At 74.7% G+C, this 16,521-nt stretch carries 15 protein-coding genes; 7 read left to right on the top strand and 8 right to left on the bottom strand.

What is annotated here, in order from left to right; genetic code table 11:
- Nucleotides 1–42: 42 nt before the first annotated feature.
- Together DCW30_RS16475 and DCW30_RS16470 are read left to right on the top strand one after the other, a co-directional pair.
- A complete protein-coding gene (locus DCW30_RS16475) occupies nt 43–645 on the top strand; it encodes a GNAT family N-acetyltransferase (protein WP_076687565.1) in 603 nt (200 codons plus the stop codon).
- A 112-nt stretch (nt 646–757) separates the two neighbouring features.
- Complete coding sequence (locus DCW30_RS16470) at nt 758–1,738, top strand: TIGR03557 family F420-dependent LLM class oxidoreductase (protein ID WP_076687564.1); 981 nt, start codon at nt 758–760, stop codon at nt 1,736–1,738.
- 39 nt (nt 1,739–1,777) lie between these two features.
- Here DCW30_RS16470 and DCW30_RS16465 read toward each other — a convergent pair whose 3' ends face one another.
- The 3 genes from DCW30_RS16465 to DCW30_RS16455 all read right to left on the bottom strand — a co-directional run bounded on the left by DCW30_RS16465 (nt 1,778) and on the right by DCW30_RS16455 (nt 5,078).
- Nucleotides 1,778–2,191: an SRPBCC family protein gene (locus DCW30_RS16465; protein ID WP_076687563.1), complete on the bottom strand. Its 414-nt coding sequence runs from the start codon at nt 2,189–2,191 to the stop codon at nt 1,778–1,780.
- 116 nt (nt 2,192–2,307) lie between these two features.
- Nucleotides 2,308–3,522 carry an MFS transporter gene (locus tag DCW30_RS16460; RefSeq protein WP_103557546.1) on the bottom strand — a complete coding sequence of 405 codons (1,215 nt, stop codon included), beginning with the start codon at nt 3,520–3,522 and terminating at the stop codon, nt 2,308–2,310.
- A gap of 818 nt (nt 3,523–4,340) precedes the next feature.
- Entirely contained in the window at nt 4,341–5,078 is a 738-nt protein-coding gene (locus tag DCW30_RS16455) for a S1 family peptidase (protein WP_062775636.1), read from the bottom strand.
- Nucleotides 5,079–5,543: 465 nt separating this feature from the next.
- Here DCW30_RS16455 and DCW30_RS16450 point away from each other — a divergent pair, with 465 nt between their 5' ends.
- The 5 genes from DCW30_RS16450 (at nt 5,544) to DCW30_RS16430 (ending at nt 10,998) form a co-directional block, all read left to right on the top strand.
- Nucleotides 5,544–6,086 carry a hypothetical protein gene (locus DCW30_RS16450; RefSeq protein ID WP_062776072.1) on the top strand — a complete coding sequence of 181 codons (543 nt, stop codon included), beginning with the start codon at nt 5,544–5,546 and terminating at the stop codon, nt 6,084–6,086.
- A 160-nt stretch (nt 6,087–6,246) separates the two neighbouring features.
- Nucleotides 6,247–7,497 carry a polyprenyl synthetase family protein gene (locus DCW30_RS16445; RefSeq protein ID WP_076687562.1) on the top strand — a complete coding sequence of 417 codons (1,251 nt, stop codon included), beginning with the start codon at nt 6,247–6,249 and terminating at the stop codon, nt 7,495–7,497.
- Nucleotides 7,494–9,005 carry a phytoene desaturase family protein gene (crtI, locus tag DCW30_RS16440; RefSeq protein WP_076687561.1) on the top strand — a complete coding sequence of 504 codons (1,512 nt, stop codon included), beginning with the start codon at nt 7,494–7,496 and terminating at the stop codon, nt 9,003–9,005. Before DCW30_RS16445 ends, crtI begins: the two co-directional genes overlap by 4 nt.
- Complete coding sequence (locus DCW30_RS16435) at nt 9,002–9,991, top strand: phytoene/squalene synthase family protein (protein WP_076687560.1); 990 nt, start codon at nt 9,002–9,004, stop codon at nt 9,989–9,991. The genes crtI and DCW30_RS16435 overlap by 4 nt, the downstream gene beginning before the upstream one ends.
- Nucleotides 9,988–10,998: a DUF5914 domain-containing protein gene (locus tag DCW30_RS16430; protein WP_062775645.1), complete on the top strand. Its 1,011-nt coding sequence runs from the start codon at nt 9,988–9,990 to the stop codon at nt 10,996–10,998. Before DCW30_RS16435 ends, DCW30_RS16430 begins: the two co-directional genes overlap by 4 nt.
- A 15-nt stretch (nt 10,999–11,013) precedes the next feature.
- On the opposite strand, the gene DCW30_RS16425 is transcribed toward DCW30_RS16430, so the two are convergent.
- The 5 genes from DCW30_RS16425 to DCW30_RS16405 form a co-directional block, all read right to left on the bottom strand.
- Nucleotides 11,014–12,561 carry an FAD-dependent oxidoreductase gene (locus tag DCW30_RS16425; protein WP_076687559.1) on the bottom strand — a complete coding sequence of 516 codons (1,548 nt, stop codon included), beginning with the start codon at nt 12,559–12,561 and terminating at the stop codon, nt 11,014–11,016.
- On the bottom strand, nt 12,558–13,298 hold the full coding sequence (locus tag DCW30_RS16420; protein ID WP_076687558.1) for a class I SAM-dependent methyltransferase: 741 nt from the start codon (nt 13,296–13,298) through the stop codon (nt 12,558–12,560). The genes DCW30_RS16425 and DCW30_RS16420 overlap by 4 nt, the downstream gene beginning before the upstream one ends.
- Nucleotides 13,295–14,548, bottom strand: a complete 1,254-nt coding sequence (locus tag DCW30_RS16415) for a lycopene cyclase family protein (RefSeq protein WP_076687557.1) — start codon at nt 14,546–14,548, stop codon at nt 13,295–13,297. Before DCW30_RS16415 ends, DCW30_RS16420 begins: the two co-directional genes overlap by 4 nt.
- A gap of 178 nt (nt 14,549–14,726) precedes the next feature.
- The gene (locus tag DCW30_RS16410) at nt 14,727–15,605 is read right to left on the bottom strand and encodes an AraC family transcriptional regulator (RefSeq protein WP_076687556.1); all 879 of its coding nucleotides are present in this window, start codon (nt 15,603–15,605) and stop codon (nt 14,727–14,729) included.
- A 25-nt stretch (nt 15,606–15,630) separates the two neighbouring features.
- Nucleotides 15,631–16,440: an alpha/beta fold hydrolase gene (locus tag DCW30_RS16405; RefSeq protein ID WP_076687555.1), complete on the bottom strand. Its 810-nt coding sequence runs from the start codon at nt 16,438–16,440 to the stop codon at nt 15,631–15,633.
- Nucleotides 16,441–16,521 lie beyond the last annotated feature (81 nt).

Genomic DNA, 16,521 nt, shown 5'->3' with positions numbered 1-16,521 from the left:
CCCCGCCGCAAGCCATGATCATCGGCGGTGCAGAATGCCCGTATGCCGATATCGAACAGCCCGCAGCCGGCGATGCTCGACGATGCCCCGCTCATCAGCCGCATCCTCGCCGACGCCTTCGACGACGACCCGATGATGCGCTGGTTCTTCCCCTCCGACGCCTCCCGCAAAGAAGGCCTCGGACGCTACTTCACCACGCTCTTCACCAGGCAGTACGTCCACCACGGCGTCTGCGAGCGCACCGACGCCGCCGCCGCTTTCTGGGTGCCGGCACAGGCGAGGGCGAAGGCCGTGCCCGACGCGGAGACCATCCAGGAGCTCCAGGCCATCCTCGGCGACCGCGCCGCCGCGTTCCGCGAGGCCGCCCAGGCCGCCGCCGAGCACGCGCCGCAGGAGGAGCACTGGTACCTCGCCGTCGTCGGCGCCGACCCGGCCGCCCGCGGCCAGGGTCACGGGGCGAACCTGCTGCGGTCCGGACTCGCGCAGGCGGACGCGGCCGGCATGCCCGTCCGCCTGGAGTCCTCCAAGCCGGACAACCTGCCCTTCTACGAGCACTTCGGCTTCTCCGTGCAGGAGGAGGCGCGGCTGCCCGGGGGCGGTCCCGTGCTGTGGGCCATGCGGCGCGCGCCCCGGGATGCGGCGTAGCGGACCGGATGAAAAGAATGAGGAGGACGGACGCGCGTTAAGCGTCGAAATCGCCGGGTACCTCGGTGCGGACGAAAACGGATTCGCCGCACGAGGAAACGAGGAGCGAGCAATGCAGATCGGTTACAAGCTGGCCGCCGAGGCATTCGGCCCCAAGGAACTGGTTCGGCAGGCGGTTCTCGCCGAGGAAGCCGGCTTCGATTTCGTCGAGATCAGCGACCACTACCACCCCTGGCTGGACAATCAGGGTCACTCCCCGTTCGCCTGGAGCGTGCTCGGCGCCATCGCCGCCAAGACCTCGCGCATCGAGCTGGCGACGGGGGTGACGTGCCCGACCGTGCGCTACCACCCGGCGATCATCGCCCAGGCCGCAGCCACCCTCGCCCTCGTCTCCGACGGCCGCTTCGTGCTCGGTCTCGGCTCGGGCGAGCGGCTGAACGAGCACGTCGTCGGCCGGGGCTTCCCCGACGCCGTCAGCACCCGGCACGAGATGTTCCGGGAGGCCCTGGAGATCATCCGTCTGCTGTGGAGCGGGGGCTACCGGTCCTACGAGGGCAAGCACCTGCGGCTGGAGGACGCCCGCGTCTTCGACCTCCCCGACGAGCTGCCGCTGATCGCGGTGGCGGCCAGCGGCAAGGCCTCGACGCGGATCGCCGCGGAGCTCGGCGACGGCCTGTTCGCCACGGAGGACAAGCCGGAGATCGTCCGGCAGTACCAGGAGGCCGGCGGCAGCGGCCCCGCGTACGCGGAGGTGCCGATGGCCTGGGCGTCCGACGAGCACACCGGGGCGAAGGCCGCCCTGGAGACGTCGCGGTGGGCGCTGACCGGCTGGAAGGTCATGAGCGAGCTGCCCAACCCGGTCAACTTCGACGCCGCCACCACGACCGTGCGCGAGGAGGACATCCTGGAGAAGTTCGCCTGCGGCACGGACCCCGCCCGGTATGTGGAGGTGGCGCAGAAGTTCGTCGACGCGGGCTTCGACCGCCTGGTCATGCAGAACGCGGGCCCCGACCCGGACGGTTTCGTCGACTTCTACCGGCGTGAACTCGACGGGCGCATGCGGGCCCTGCGGCCGAGCGGCGCGCAGGCCTGACCCCTTTTCGGCTCCCGTCCGGACGGCGGGAGCCGCGGGTCACCCCGCCGCGTTGTCGACGCGCAGCCGCACCTGCTCCTCGAGGCGTTCCAGGCTGTTGTCGAGGGCGCTGTGCACGGCCTGCTCGCCCGGGTCGTGGCTGTCCTCGAAGAACGACAGGTGCACCGTCACCTCGCTGGTCCCGGTGCCCATGCCCGCGACCTGGAGCCAGCCGGTGTAGCTGCCCTGCTCGCGGGTGCCCCACTCCAGGCGCATCTGGTCCTTCTGGGCGCGCAGCAGGGCGGAGACGTCCTGGTCGGTGCGGTCCTCGTGCACGGTGACCGCGGGCAGTTCCCCGGCGTCGACGTGCAGTTCGCGCGGCAGCCACGCGTCCAGCTGGCCCACGTCGGCCGCCTGGTCGAAGACGTGCTCCGGCAGTGCGGGCATCGTGCGTGAACGCTCGTACTCGGTCATCGCGGTACCGCTCCTCGGCTGGGGGACGTGAGGGGACACGAGACAACGCATGCCCGGCTCTCCCGAGCTGAAGCCGCGGCGGCGCAGAACCACCCGATCGCCGCCCCGCCGCGCGCTCACCCCCGCCGTGCGTGGTGCGCCCGGGTGACGGCGACCGCGAGGAGGGCGGTGACGCCGCCGAGCACCATGAGGGTGCTGGGCGACGTGTCGTCGACGGTGACCCCGCCCGCCAGCGCCCCGAGCGACATGGTGGCCTGGAACGAGGCGGTGAACAGCACCGAAGCGGCTTCGGGCGCGTCGGGCGCCGCCTTGGCGAACCAGGCCTGCGACGCCACGGGCACCGCGCCGTACGCGAGGCCCCACAGGACGAGCAGCAGCACGGCGCCCGGCTGCGCGCGGCCGAGGACCGGCAGCAGGAGGGTGACCGCCGCGATCACGGCGGCGGCCAGGCCGAACGTGAGGTGGGGCCTGCGGGTGACGAGGGCGCCCCCGACGAAGTTGCCGGCGATGCCCGCGGCGCCGTAGACCAGCAGGACGACCGTGATCAGGGCCGGGCCCGCGTGGGTGACTCGCTCCAGGAACGGCGCCACGTAGGTGTAGGTCCCGAAGTGGGCGAGGACGACGAGGAAGGTCAGCAGGAGGGCGAGGCGGGCGGCGGCGCCGCCGATGACCCCGCGCAGCACGCTGAGGCGCGTGGCGTGCAGCGGTGGGAGCGGTGGCATGACCAGGAGCAGCATGGCGAGCACGGCGGCGGAGAGCGCGGCCATCACGGCGAAGGCCGTCCGCCATCCCGCGATGTCGCCGATGAGGGTGCCCGCCGGGACGCCGAGCACGGAGCCGAGCGGTACCGCGGAGAAGACGACCGCGGTGGCCCGGCCCGCCGAGGCCGGGGGCACCAGACGGCGCGCGAGTCCCACGCCGATCGACCAGAAGCCGCCGATCGTGACGCCCACCATGATCCGGGAGACCAGGACGAGCCGGTAGTCGGTGGCGACGGCTGCCAAGAGGTTGGCCGCGGTGAGGACGAGCATGAAGGCGCAGAGCATCAGCCGCCGGTCGGCGCGCGCGGTCGCCACGGTCACCAGGGGCGCGGAGACCGCGGCGAGGAGGCCGGGCATCGTCATCATCAGGCCCGCCCGGCCGTCGGAGACGGCGAAGTCCGAGCCGATCGAGGTGAGCAGGCCGATCGGGAGGATCTCGGTCGTGACGATGGAGAAGAGGCCGAGCGTGACCGCGAGAACCGCGGCCCGCCCGGCCAGCGGGGAACGGTCCGGCGGGCCAAGGACGCCGGGTGTGTGGGCGCGCGGGCCCGCGGTGGGTGTCGAGGTCATGGGGTCCGTCTTCCGGTGCGGGGCCAGTGGTCTGCCCCCAGTGCACCGGCTCCGCCCGACAAGATCTGGCAGCTACGCGACGACACCCTCCCGCCTCCGGCCCACGTCCGGAGCCGAAACCCGCCGCGCGGGGAGGCGTCCCACCATGCGGGGAGGCGGCCCCCGTCATTCGGGGAGGCAGCCTCGCCGCCACGGGGGCCCGTCGGCACGGGGAGGTGGCCCCGTCGGCGCGGGGAGACAGTTCCCGTCGCATGGGAAGGCGGTTTCCCCCGGCCCAGGGGGGCAGCCCCGTCATACGGGAGGCGCCCCCGCCGTATGGGTAGGCAGTCCCTTCCGCATGGAGAAGGCGGCCCCGCCCTACAGGGAGGCAGTCTCCGCCGATCGGGAAGGTGGCCCCCGTCGGCACGGGCAAGCACTCCACGTCGGGCCGAGGGAAGCAGTCCTCGCCGTATGAGAAGGCGGCCCCCGCCGTACGGGGAAGCAGCCCCCACCGGGCACAGGGAAGCAGTCCCCGCCGTGGAGTCCCCGCCAGTCGCGAAGGCAGCTCCCGCCGGGCCGGGGGAACAGTCCCCGTCGGGCCGGGGAAGCAGTCCCCTCTGTATGAGGAGGCGGTCCCCTGCCGTATGGGGAAGCGTTCCCACCGGCGGGGAAGCAGCCCCCCGGCACGGGGAAGCAGCCCCCCGGCACAGGGAAGCCGGCCCCCGTCACACGGGGAGCGTGCGCGTACCCGTCGGTGACGGGTCCGTCGAGTACGCGCGAGCCGTCGGACCGGGGGCAGCGGCTCGTCGTGCGAGTCGGCGCCGGTCCGCCTCGGTCCGTCAGACTCCCGCGATGCTCTGGATCCAGGAGCGGTACGCCGTCACGTTGGTGTACGCGGTGGTCGTCTGGCGGTCGCTGGTGGAGGCGACGCCGACCTGGACGCCGTTGGCCATCATGGGGCCGCCGGAGTCGCCGCCCGCGGTGATGCCGTCACCGCGCCGGGCGCAGATGGCCTGGCCCTGGTAGGCGTCGCGGCAGCCGCCGCTCACCACGACGTTGGCGACCTTCAGGAGCCGGGACTGGCAGTTGATCTCGGAGCCGCACTGGGAGGTGGCGCCCCAGCCGTACACCTGCACGGTCTGGTTCACCGACACGGAGCCCGGGTTGCCGAGGCGGGCGTAGCTGCCGCCGACGGAGCGGTCGAGCTGGACCAGGGAGAGGTCCGAACCGGCGTGGTTGCGGATGCTGATGCCGTTGGCGGTGGTGCCGCCGGAGGTCTGGTCGAGGCTGCCGATGCGGAAGGAGAGGTTGCCGCCGCTGACGCAGTGCTTCGCGGTGAGGATCCAGGTCGGGGCGATGATCGTGGCGCTACAGGTCTGCCGGCCGTTGGAGAAGAGGCGCGCCGCCCAAGGGGCGTTGGAGGCGTAGCCGCCGCCGATGATGGGCTTCGGCGAGTCGACGGCCGCCACGCTGGGCGCGGCGGTGCTCGCCGCGGTCTGCGCCGCCGCCGTGGGAGCCAGGCCGAGGACGGCCATGGCCGTGGCCGCGAGCGCGGGGACGAGTCTGGATATGCGCATGTTCGAACTCCATCGTGTGGGGGTGGAACGTCCCGGATGGGGACTGGACGTCGCATAGGTATGCAGCGACGACGCGCACGCCACGAGCGGGTCGACCGTGGCGCGTGCATGCCATTTCGGCTGGGGTGAATGTGGCAGAGGAGCCGCTGTGGCCGCAAGGGGTCGGCAGCCGTCAATTCCATGGGTCCATTGGGACGTTGGGCTCGTCCGGGTTTCTTTCGCAGTTCGCTGTCGCGACTTGACCTTCGATCACATTTCGCCGTCAACCCGAGGTGAACGGGCGTCAAAGCCATCCGAGGCCCGGCATGTCTACGTGCGTAGCATTGCGAATTGACGCATGATCAAACAACTGATGACAGGTCTGGACCACTGGTGGCGCAATGGGTCGGCCCCACCGGGGTACCCGGGACGACGGCGGTGTCCGCCGCCGAGCGGCATCCCTTCGACTCCGAGGAGGTACGTGCCATGCGCGCCCTCAAGCGCAGGCTCGACCGCAGTCTGACCGCGCAGGCAGTTCTGATCTTCGTGCTGACGACGGCCGTCACCGCCCTGCTCCGCCCCGGCGAACATCCGGCCTGGTGGGCGGTGAAGGGCGGTCTCTACACCGGCATCGCCATGGCGTTCGTCGTCGCCCAGCGCCGCAAGGCCGGACGCGCCGCGGGGACCGACCCGCGCGAGGTCGCCGACCTCAACCACCGCATCCGGCACCGCGAGGTGCCGCGGGACCCCGAGGAGCGGGCGTCCATGCGTCGGCTCGTCACCGCCCAGCTCCGCCAGATGGAGCGGGGCGCCCGGTGGCTCCCGTACTGGCTGGGCGTCATGGGGCTCATCGCCGTCGGCACACTCGTCCTCGGCACGACCACCGGCGACATGACCGTCCCGCTGTTCCTCGCGGCCGGTGTGCTGGTGTTCTGCTGCTGGGTCCTGTGGACCCGTCGCGTCGCCATGGACCGCTTCCGGTACATGCACTCAGCCCTCCGTGGGCGGAGCCCGGCGCGTGGCTCCTGAGCGGCGGGCCTCCCGCGTGATGAACTGGCGGGACGGCGGGCAGCCCCCGGTCGACCCCCGCCGGGCCGGGGTGTGGCTCCGCGACCGCATCCGAATGACGTGCTCGGACGGTATGAGCCCGCAAGCTTCCCCCGCCGAACGCGACGAGAGGTAGCCCTCCATGTGCCGCACCCGGACGCAGGCCGCTCCCGCCGGCGGCGACGGCGAGATGGACCTCCGGCACGGGCATGCCCGGACGCCCGCGCTCGTCGACGCCGACGTCCCGGCGGCCGTGGGGCACACGCTGGACCAGATCCTGCGCGAACGGCTCGACGCCGCACGCGACATCGACGCCACGTTCGCCGACGACGTGGCGCGGCGCGTCGCCCGCTTCACTCTGGACGGCGGCAAACGCATGCGCTCGCAGTTCCTGTGGTGGTCCCTGCGGGCCTGCGGCGGCCCGGCGGACGCCGCGCGCACCGAGGCGGCGCTGCGGCTCGCCGCCGGGCTCGAACTCATCCAGACGTGCGCGCTCGTGCACGACGACGTCATGGACGGCTCCCCGCTGCGCCGGGGCGGCGCGTCCGTCCACCGGGACCTGTCGGCCCAGTACGCGCGGCCCGACGGCGCCGAGCGGGCGTTCGGCAGATCCGCCGCGATCCTCGTCGGCGACCTGGCGCTGGCCTGGGCCGACGACGTGGTGGCCGCGACCGCGCTGAGCCCCCCGGCCGAGCGCCGCGTCCGCGAGCTGTGGCGGGCGATGCGGACGGAGATGGTGGCCGGGCAGTATCTGGACCTGCACGGCCAGGCCACCGACGCCCGCTCGGTGTCCCGGGCCATCCGCACGGCCTCCCTCAAGAGCGCCCTGTACTCGGTGGAGCGCCCCCTCGCCCTGGGCGCGGCCGTGGCGGAGGCGGACGAGGCGGCCACCGGGGCGCTCTGCTCCGCGGGCCGCTGCGCGGGCCTCGCCTTCCAGCTCCGCGACGATCTGCTCGGCGCCTTCGGCGACCCGCGCCGCACCGGCAAGCCGTCGGGCGAGGACCTGCGCGAGGGGAAGCTGACCTACCTGGTCGAGGTGGCGCGGGCCCGCGCCGTCGCGGCGGCGGACCACCGGGCGCTCGCCCTCCTGGAGAGCGCCGTGGGCAACCGGGAGGCGAGCGACGACGAACTGGACCGGGTGCGTGACGTGCTCGTGGCGACCGGCGCCCGCACCGCCGTCCAGGACAAGATCCAGCGGCTCGCGGAGCGCGGCCTGCGCTGCCTCGACGGCGCCGCCCTCACTGCGCACGCCGCCCCGCGCCTGCGCGGACTCCTCGGCGCGGCGGCCGGGGTGCCGCTCGCCGAGGCCGCCGCGCCGCCCGGCCCCGAGCACAGCACCGCGGGGACCGGCCCCGATCCCGTACGCCCCTCGTCCGGGGCGGGGCGCCGATGAGGACCGTCGAAGGGCCCACCTCCCGCGTGGTGGTCGTCGGGGCCGGTCTCTCCGGGCTGTCCGCCGCGCTGCACCTGCTCGGCGCGGGCCGCGAGGTGACGGTCGTCGAACGCGCCGCGCACCCCGGCGGCCGGGCCGGACTCCTGGAGCGGGGCGGCTACCGCTTCGACACCGGGCCGACCGTGCTGACCATGCCCGACCTCGTCGCGGAGGCCTTCGCCGCCGTCGGCCGGGAACTCGGCGACCACCTGGAACTCCTCCCCCTGCACCCCGCCTACCGGGCGCGGTTCGCCGACGGCAGCGCCCTCGACGTGCACACCGGGGCCGAGGAGATGGAGGCCGAGGTGGCGCGGTTCGCGGGGGCCAGGGAGGCGATCGGCTACCGGCGGCTCCGCGCCTGGCTCACCCGTCTGCACCAGGTGCAGACGCGCCGCTTCATCGACGCCAACTTCGACTCCCCGCTCGACCTGCTGACCCCGGACCTGGCCCGCCTGGCGGCCCTCGGCGGCTTCGGCAGGCTCGACGCCCGTATCGGGCGGTTCCTCTCCGACGAACGGCTGCGCCGCGTCTTCTCCTTCCAGTCGCTGTACGCGGGCGTGCCCCCGGCCCGCGCCCTCGCCGCGTACGCCGTCATCGCGTACATGGACACCGTGGCCGGGGTGTTCTTCCCGCGCGGCGGGATGCACGCCCTGCCGCGCGCGATGGCCGCCGCCGCGGCGGACGCCGGGGCCGACATCCGCTACGGGCACGACGTGACCCGGCTCGAACGCTCGGGGGACCGCGTCACCGCGGTCGTCACCGACCAGGGGCGCGTCCCCTGCGACACCGTGGTCCTCACCCCCGACCTGCCCGTCGCCTACCGCCTGCTCGGACACCGGCCCCGGCGTCCGCTGCAGCTGCGGCACTCGCCGTCGGCGGTCGTCCTGCACGCGGGCACCGACCGCACCTGGCCCGGCCTCGGCCACCACACCATCTCCTTCGGCGCCGCCTGGAAGGAGACCTTCCGGGAGCTGACCGGCACCGGCCGCCTGATGTCCGACCCCTCGCTGCTCATCACCCGCCCCACCGCCACCGATCCGAGCCTCGCGCCACCGGGGCGCCATCTGCACTACGTCCTCGCGCCCTGCCCCAACACCGACATCGGCCCCGGCACGGCGGAGTGGCACGGCCTCGCGCCGCGCTACCGCGACCGCCTCCTGCGCGAACTCGAAGGGCGCGGACTCGACGGGCTCGCCGCCGCCATCGAGGAGGAGTGCCTGGTGACGCCGGTCCACTGGACGGCACAGGGGCACGCGGCCGGCACGCCGTTCTCCGCCGCCCACACCTTCGCCCAGACCGGGCCCTTCCGGCCGCGCAACCTCGTGCGCGGCACGGTCAACGCCGTCCTCGCCGGCTGCGGCACCACACCGGGCGTCGGCGTGCCCACCGTCCTCATCTCCGGCAAGCTGGCCGCCGCCCGCGTCACGGGCGGGCGGCAGGTCCGTACCGCGGGGAGGCCGCGCCCATGACCACCAGGGAACTCGACGCGGCGGGCATCACCGACCCCGCCCTGCGCGCCGCCTACCGCCACTGCCGACGCCTCAACGCCCGCCACGGCACCACCTACTTCCTGGCCACCAGGCTCCTGCCCGTCGAGCGGAGACCCGCCGTGCACGCGCTGTACGGCTTCGCCCGCTGGGCGGACGACATCGTGGACGACCTGGGCTCCCTGGCCACACCGGCCCAGCGGGCCACCTCCCTGGACCGCCTCGGGACCGGCCTCGCGGCCGGTCCGCGCGCGGGCGGCGGCGAGGAGCCCGTCGTCACGGCCCTCAAGGACACCGCAGCCCGCTACGCCATCCCCGTCGAGCACTTCACCGACTTCATGGCCTCCATGCGGCAGGACCTGGAGGTCGACGAGTACGCCGACTACGCGGCGCTGTACCGCTACATGCACGGCTCGGCCGCCGTCATCGGCCTGCAGATGCTGCCCGTGCTCGGCACCGTCGTCCCCCGCGAGGAGGCCGCCCCGCACGCCGCCGCGCTCGGCGTCGCCTTCCAGCTCACCAACTTCCTGCGGGACGTCGGCGAGGACCTCGACCGGGGCCGGGTCTACCTCCCCGGCGACCTGCTCGCCGCACACGGCGTCGACCGCGCCCTGCTGCGGTGGAGCAGGGACACGGGCCGGCGGGACCCGCGCATCACGCGGGCGCTCAAGGCCGCCGCCGCGCTCACCCGCGGCGTCTACCGGGAGGCGGCCCCGGGAATCGCCATGCTCGACCCCCTCTCCCGCCCCTGCATCCGCACCGCCTTCGTGCTCTACGGAGGCATCCTCGACGCCATCGCCGACGGCGGGTACGCCGTCCTGCACCGCCGCTCCCGCGTCCCCGGCCACCGCAGGGCGGCGGTCGCCGCCGGGGGCCTGCTGCGGCTCACCGCGGCCCGTCTGCGCCACCGCGCTCCCGGCGGCACGGCGTCGGCGCCGGCCCAGAGCCCCGGAAGGGAGACCCCATGACGGGCCGCCGCTCCCCCGCCACCCGGCGCCTGCCGCTCAGCCTGCGCCGCGGGCCGGTGCCCTGGGACCGCCAGCGCCCCACCTGGCGCGAGGCCAGGCCCGGCGTCATCGCCGCGGCCCTGGACCGGGCCAAGGCCCGCCCGTCCGGCAACTGGTACGTCATCGGCGGCAGCCGGGAGGCCACGCCCGACCGGCCCCTCGGCCGTACCGTCGCGGGCACCGAGGTCGTCGCCTGGCGCGACGCCGACGGCGTCCTGCGCGCGGGCCCCGGCAGCTGCCCGCACCTCGGCGCTCCGCTGCGGGAAGGACCCGTCCGCTGCGGCACGCTGATCTGCCGCTGGCACGGCCTCGCCCTGGACGGGCGGGCCAGGGCGGGCTGGGCGCCCTACCCCGCGTACGACGACGGGGTGCTGCTCTGGGTCAGGCTCGACGAGGCCGGTGGCGAGGACCCGCTGCCGCGACCGGTCGTTCCCGCACGCCCGCGCCCCGCCGACGCCCTCGCCGCGGTCTGCACGGTCGTCGGACGCTGCGAGCCGGAGGACGTCGTCGCCAACCGTCTCGACCCGTGGCACGGGGCGTGGTTCCACCCGTACTCCTTCGTCGACCTCACCGTGGTCGACACCCCCGGCAAAGAGGGCCGCGACGACGCGTTCACCGTGGACGTGTCCTTCAAGGTGGTGGGGCGCGCGGTGGTGCCGGTGCGCGCGGAGTTCACCGCGCCGGGGCCGCGCACCGTCGTCATGCGCATCACCCGCGGCGAGGGCGAAGGCTCCGTCGTGGAGACCCATGCGACGCCGCTGGGCCACGACGCGGCGGGCCGGCCGCGCACCGCCGTCGTGGAGGCGGTCGTCGCCGCGTCGGACCGCCGCGGCTTCGCGCTCGCCAGGGCCGCGGCCCCGCTGGTCCGGCCCCTGGTGCGGGCCGCGGCGGGCAGGCTGTGGCGGGACGACATCGCCTACGCGGAGCGCCGCTGGGAGCTGCGGAGCAGCGGGCGGTTCCCCGGCTGAGCGAGCGACCGGGGGTCAGGTGCCCGCCATGCGGTTCACCAGCCGCAGCACCGGTGTCCTGCCCTTGCCGGGGACGGTCCACAGGGTCTGTCCGCACACGCCCCAGCGTTCGAGGAGGGCGTTCGCCGCGAGGAACCCGGTGGTCGCCGCCCGCTCCATCAGCGCCACCGGAAGCCCGGTCCGCACGAGGTCGCCCGCGACGGTGACCGCCGGGTCGCTGGTGCGCACGCCGGGCCGGTCCCGGTGACCGCCCACCGGGAACAGCGGGCAGTCGGCCCGCCACTCGTGCCGCGCGTCGACGACCGTCGCGTCACGTGTCTCGGGGTAGACCTCCCGCAACCGGCCGAGCAGCCGCTCCTGTTCGGCGCTCCTGTCGGCGCCCGCGGCCACCGCGTAGGCGTGCAGTTCGATGACCGAGCCGCCGGTCCGCCGTGACCAGCGGGCGGCCTCGCCCTCCCACCGTTCCAGGACGCTGACGTTGTCCAGGGGGCCGTAGCCGCTGGTGCCGAGGAAGCCCGGCCGGCCGGATTCCACCGGGCGGTCGAGCCAGAGGCGGGAGACCAGGAAGGGCGGGGCGGTGCGCAGCCGCAGGACGCGGGCGCGCCATCGCTCGTCGCAGAGGTGCGGCGAGCGGGCGACGACGTCCCGCAGGCCCCCGGTGTCCAAAGCCAGGACGACGGCGTCATGGCGCCGCGCTCCGTCAGCGGTGCTGACGTGGAGACCGCCGCGCGGGTCGGGCCGTACGCTCTCCACGCCCTGGCCGGTGCGGATGTCGGCCCCGTGCCCCGTGAGGTAGTGGGCGAGCGGCTCCCACAGGGCGGCGGGGAACGGCTCGTCGGGCACGTCGAAGAGCAGTCCCTCGCTGGAGCCGAGGAAGTAGATATGGAACATCAGGGCGAGTTCGGCCGCGGAGAGTTCGCCGGGGTCGGCGAAGAAGCTGCGGGAGAACACCTCGAAGGCCAGATGGTGGGCGGCTTCGGGGAAGCGGACGCGTTCCAGGAGCCGCCGGGCGCTGATGCCGTCGAACCGCTCGTACACCTCGGGGACGCGCACGTCGAGGAGGGGCAGGGCGGCCCTGGGGTTCATCCGGACCAGGTCGCGGACGCCGAAGGTCGGGCTGAGGGCGGCGAAGCCGAGCGCGCTCCAGGGCGGGGTGCGCGGGACGCGGGCGAAGCTGTCCTGGAGGCCGCCGCTGTGCCGCAGCGGGTAGTCGGGCAGCCCGACGAGCCGGCCGAGGCCGGGATCGGTCCTGCGCAACAGCCCCCGCAGGTTGTAGTACTGCCGGAAGAACGCGTGGAAGCCGCGGCTCATCGTCACCGTCGAGCCGTCCGCCAGCCGCACGGGCCAGCCCGCCAGGCGTCCGCCGAGCTGCCGCTCGCGCTCGTAGAGCGTGACGCGGACGCCCCGTTCGGCGAGCGCGGTCGCCGCGGCGAGCCCGGCGATCCCGCCGCCGAGCACCGCCACGTCGGGCGCCTCGCCCGTGACGCGCGGGGCTCCCCGGGGTCCGGGGACGACCTCGGCACGCCGGTCGCGGCCCCGGCGGGGCACGCCGCCGGCCCTCATCGTCCGGCCCGCGCGGGAAGCGGGGCCGCGTCGGGCGCCTCGGCCACGATCGTGTGCACGATGCCCGTCTGCCAGCCCGGCATCGGCAGGACACGCACCCGCTGGAAGCCGGCCCAGCGTACCCGCGTCTGGAGTTCGGCCGCCGTGTCGAAGGCGATGACGCTGCGGTACAGATGGCGGTAGAGGCGGCCGTCGCCCGCCAGGCTGCCCACGGGGAGGACGACGCCGGTGCAGACCGCGGTCCACACCGCGCGGTCGAGGGCGTTGCCGCCGAGCGTGTACTCGTGCACGGCGAGGCGGCCTCGCGGGGCCAGGAGGGCGCGGGTCGCGTCGAGCACCGCGTCGGGGTCCTTGAGGTTGCGGAACAGGTACGCGGCGAAGATGGCGTCGAAGGGGCCCGGCACCCCTTCGTCGGCGAGCCGTTCGGCGGGCGCGTGCACGAACGAGACACTGGACGGCCAGCGCTTGCGGGCCGCCTTCGCCAGCATTCCCGCGGAGGCGTCGACCGCGACGATCTCGGCGCGCGGCGCGGCGCGCAGCAGGGCCGCGGTGGACGCGCCGGTCCCGCACCCGAGGTCCAGGAGCCGCAGCCCGGCGCCGCTGTCCGGCAGGCCGAGGCGGCGGGCGGATCTGCGCAGGTGGGCGTGGTAGCCCGGGTTGACGGACACGAGGCGGTCGTAGCTGCGGGCGGCGTGGTCGAAGGCGGCGGACAGGGTGTCGTCACGCAGCACGGTCATCTCGGCGTCTCTCCGTTCGGTCCTCCGGGTCCGGACCGCCCCGCCGTCCCGCGGCCCGCTTCGGGGTGGGCGCGGCGCGGCAGCCAGGGCAGTTCGAGTGCGGTGCGGAGCATGGGGCGTACGGGGGTGCGCAGGCCGATGCCGATGTCCTCGGTCCAGCGGGTGCCGCCGTCGAGGAAGCGCAGCAGCCGCGCCATGGGCACGTGCTGGAACAGGCCGGTGAAGAAGGGGGCGCCCGCGACCCGTCCGGTGTCCAGGGCCCGCAGCAGCACGGCGTCCATGGCCAGGGAGCGCGCGGAGTGGGCCGGTGGCGGTCGCGGGTCCCGCCCCTGCCGGCAGGCGGCGGCCACCGCCCTGCTCTGGCGCTGCACGGCGGCGAAGGTGTAGCCGGTGGAGGGGCGGGTGGCGCCGCCCGCGGTGCCGATGCGGAAGACCGAACGGCCCGCCCGGCGCGGGAACCTGGCGTCCGTCATGGGGATCACGCCCTGCTCGGCGCGGGTCACGGTGAAGCGCCCGATGCCGAGGTGGCGCCGCGCGTAGTCGTGCAGGGCCCGTTCGTACTCCCGCTCGCCGAGGGGCGCGGCGGAGAACTCCGTGTACTCCACGAGGGCCTGACGGGACGTGAGCGGCAGGACGTAGGCGAAGGAGAGGCCGCGCGCGGGCTGTGGCGTGCGGAAGTCCATCAGGTCCGCCACGCGGGCGTCGAAGACGGGCTGCTCGGTGGTGAGGTGCCAGCCGCGGAAGTGCTGCAGGAGCCTGGTCCTCGCGGGCGGCAGTTCGCGCAGCGGGCGGGAGTCGAAGACCCACCGGGCGCGGAGGGTCACCGGCCGCCCTTCGGGTGTCGTCCCCCGGACCTCGGCGCCGTCGCCGGCGTCGCGCACCTCGTCCACGTGCGCCGTCAGGCGGCGCACCCGCGGTTCCGCGTCGAGGCGGGCCGCGACCAGGGTCTCGAAGGAGGTCGACCGGAGCATCTTGTACCGCAGCGGGGCGGGCGAGCCGACCACGGGGGTGCCGTCGGGCGCGCGGACGCGGAGGGTGTCCCAGACGGCGGACAGCGCCTCGTCGAACTCTCCCCCGGCCGCCTCCCAGTAGCACCACGTCCGCTCCGGTGGCCTGGCCGGGCCCGGCGGGGCGTCCACGAGCGTCACGGAGGGGACGGGCCCCCATCCGGGCTCGGGTGCGCAGAGGCGGTGGGCGAGGGAGAGCCCGGCGGCGCCCGCGCCCACCACGGCGATCTCGCAGTCGGCCACGCGTCACCTCGCCTTCGCCGCACGTCTCGTCGGCGCGCGTCGGTCGCCGTCCCGGTCGGTCAGGATTCCGCACGGGGCCGCCGGGTGGATGCAGGCATGCGGGGATTCCCGTCTTTCGACGGGAAGGATCGCCCCGATGCGCACCGGCGGCTCCGGTCGTCGGCCGGGTACCCGCTTCTCAGCCCTGTTCCCGCTCCACCGGGAGCCAGAGTTCGGCGTCCGCCTCCGTGCCGTCCGCCGAGAGGCGGGTGCGCAGGATCTCGGGCCCGGCCCTGCCGCGGTAGGGGTTGGCGGGGAACCACTGCGTGAACACGTCACGCCACAGCTCCTGGATGGCTCCCGGAGCCGGTCCCGAGGTGGTGAAGACCGCCCAGGCGCCCGCGGGGACAGGGAGGACGGCGGCCCCCTCGGGCGCCGCTCCCCCGGCGGGCGCCGAGGTGACGACCCCGTGGTAGTAGTCCAACCAGGTCCCCTCGGCGCGGCCGGGGTCGAGGCCGTCGCAGACGGCGACGGCGCCCCGCGGCTCCTGGTCGGACAGCTTCTCCAGGCGCTCGGTGGTCTCCGGCCGGATCGCCCGGACGAAGTCGATGATCGCCTGGTTGGGCCCGGTGTGCACCAGCGGCACCCTGGCCCTCGGTCCGACGACGGCGAACTCCGGCTTGTCGACCACGCGGTAGCGCATGCTGCCGCTCCCCTCGACGGTGAGGCGGAACGTCAGCCGGGGCTGGGAGACCAGCGCGGTGCCGCCGCGCCGGGCCTCGCCGGGGCCGACCCCGTGTATGGCGCGGAACGCCCGCGCGAACGCCTCGCCCGACCCGTACCCGTACCGCACCGCGATGTCGAGCAGCGGTTCACGCCGGGCCAGCACCTCGGCGCCGGCGACGGTGAGCCGCCTGCGCCGGATGTACTCCGACAGCGGCATGCCCGCGAGCGCGGAGAACATCCGGCGCAGGTGGTACTCCGAGGTGGCCGCGGTGCGCGCCAGGTCGGCCGTCTCGATGCGCTCGTCGAGGTGGAGTTCGATCTGCTCCATGGTCTGGTTGAGCCGTTCGAGCATCCTGGGCCCCTTCTTCCCGGTTCTCTCAGCGTGCCGCGGCGACCCGGTCCAGCCACGGTCGGAGCGCGGCGTTGAACTCGGCGGGGCGTTCCAGGTTCGGCATGTGGGCCGCCGACTCGATGACGCACAGGGCCGAGTCGGGCAGCACGGCGTGCATGGCCTCCGCGTCGGCGACCGGGGTGAAGGCGTCGTCGCGGCCCACGACGACGAGGCAGGGCACGCTCACGCGGGCCAGCAGGCCGCGGTAGTCCGGGCGTTCGGCCCTGCCGCGCAGCGCCGCTGCGGCCCCCTCGGGCGGGGCGGCCAGCATCATGCGGTGGACGCGGGCGGAGGCCTCGGTGTTGTACGGGGCGACCATCTTGCCCCGCACCTCGTCCGCGTACCCCTTCATGCCCTCGGCGAGGAGCCGGTCGGCGGTGGCGTTGCGGGTGGCCTTGCCCTCCGGTGTCTCGGCCGCGGGGAAGGTGTCGGCGAGGAGCAGGCCCGTGACGCGCTCGGGGAAGAGGCGGTAGCACTCCATGACGAGCTGTCCGCCCATGGACAGGCCGCCGAGTGCGAACTCCCGCACGCCGAGGTGGTCGAGGAGCGCGGCGACGTCCGCGGCGAACGTGGCGAACTCCGTGGCGCCGGGCACGACGGTGGACTCGCCGTAGCCCCGCAGGTCGGGCGTGATCACGCGGTGGCCGCTCGCGAGGGCGGCGCGCTGCGGACCCCACATGGAGCGGTCGAAGGGGTGGCCGTGGAGGAGTACGAGGGTGGGGCGCCCCGTGTCCCGGCCCTCACCACCCTCGTCGTCGTAGCCGATGGTGACGCCGTTGACCTGTGCGGTTGCCATGCGGGGAGGCTAAGTCGCGCCGTCGGCGCGCGGCAAGGACGTAAACCCCGGGCAAGCGCCGCCCGGTCGCCCTGGCGCAGG

Source organism: Streptomyces alfalfae, from assembly GCF_004127445.1.
GTDB classification, from domain to species: Bacteria; Actinomycetota; Actinomycetes; order Streptomycetales; family Streptomycetaceae; genus Streptomyces; species Streptomyces alfalfae.
This window is presented reverse-complemented; position numbering and strand designations above follow the sequence as displayed.

What these genes read in the sequence shown, in the direction of transcription:
- DCW30_RS16450 (WP_062776072.1), top strand. Translation starts at nt 5,544, where the DNA reads ATGCGCGCCCTCAAGCGCAGGCTCGACCGCAGTCTGACCGCGCAGGCA.
- DCW30_RS16465 (WP_076687563.1), bottom strand. Translation starts at nt 2,191, where the DNA reads ATGACCGAGTACGAGCGTTCACGCACGATGCCCGCACTGCCGGAGCAC.
- DCW30_RS16460 (WP_103557546.1), bottom strand. Translation starts at nt 3,522, where the DNA reads ATGACCTCGACACCCACCGCGGGCCCGCGCGCCCACACACCCGGCGTC.
- DCW30_RS16475 (WP_076687565.1), top strand. Translation starts at nt 43, where the DNA reads ATGCCGATATCGAACAGCCCGCAGCCGGCGATGCTCGACGATGCCCCG.
- DCW30_RS16410 (WP_076687556.1), bottom strand. Translation starts at nt 15,605, where the DNA reads ATGCTCGAACGGCTCAACCAGACCATGGAGCAGATCGAACTCCACCTC.
- crtI (WP_076687561.1), top strand. Translation starts at nt 7,494, where the DNA reads ATGAGGACCGTCGAAGGGCCCACCTCCCGCGTGGTGGTCGTCGGGGCC.
- DCW30_RS16405 (WP_076687555.1), bottom strand. Translation starts at nt 16,440, where the DNA reads ATGGCAACCGCACAGGTCAACGGCGTCACCATCGGCTACGACGACGAG.
- DCW30_RS16455 (WP_062775636.1), bottom strand. Translation starts at nt 5,078, where the DNA reads ATGCGCATATCCAGACTCGTCCCCGCGCTCGCGGCCACGGCCATGGCC.
- DCW30_RS16420 (WP_076687558.1), bottom strand. Translation starts at nt 13,298, where the DNA reads ATGACCGTGCTGCGTGACGACACCCTGTCCGCCGCCTTCGACCACGCC.
- DCW30_RS16470 (WP_076687564.1), top strand. Translation starts at nt 758, where the DNA reads ATGCAGATCGGTTACAAGCTGGCCGCCGAGGCATTCGGCCCCAAGGAA.
- DCW30_RS16430 (WP_062775645.1), top strand. Translation starts at nt 9,988, where the DNA reads ATGACGGGCCGCCGCTCCCCCGCCACCCGGCGCCTGCCGCTCAGCCTG.
- DCW30_RS16435 (WP_076687560.1), top strand. Translation starts at nt 9,002, where the DNA reads ATGACCACCAGGGAACTCGACGCGGCGGGCATCACCGACCCCGCCCTG.
- DCW30_RS16425 (WP_076687559.1), bottom strand. Translation starts at nt 12,561, where the DNA reads ATGAGGGCCGGCGGCGTGCCCCGCCGGGGCCGCGACCGGCGTGCCGAG.
- DCW30_RS16445 (WP_076687562.1), top strand. Translation starts at nt 6,247, where the DNA reads ATGTGCCGCACCCGGACGCAGGCCGCTCCCGCCGGCGGCGACGGCGAG.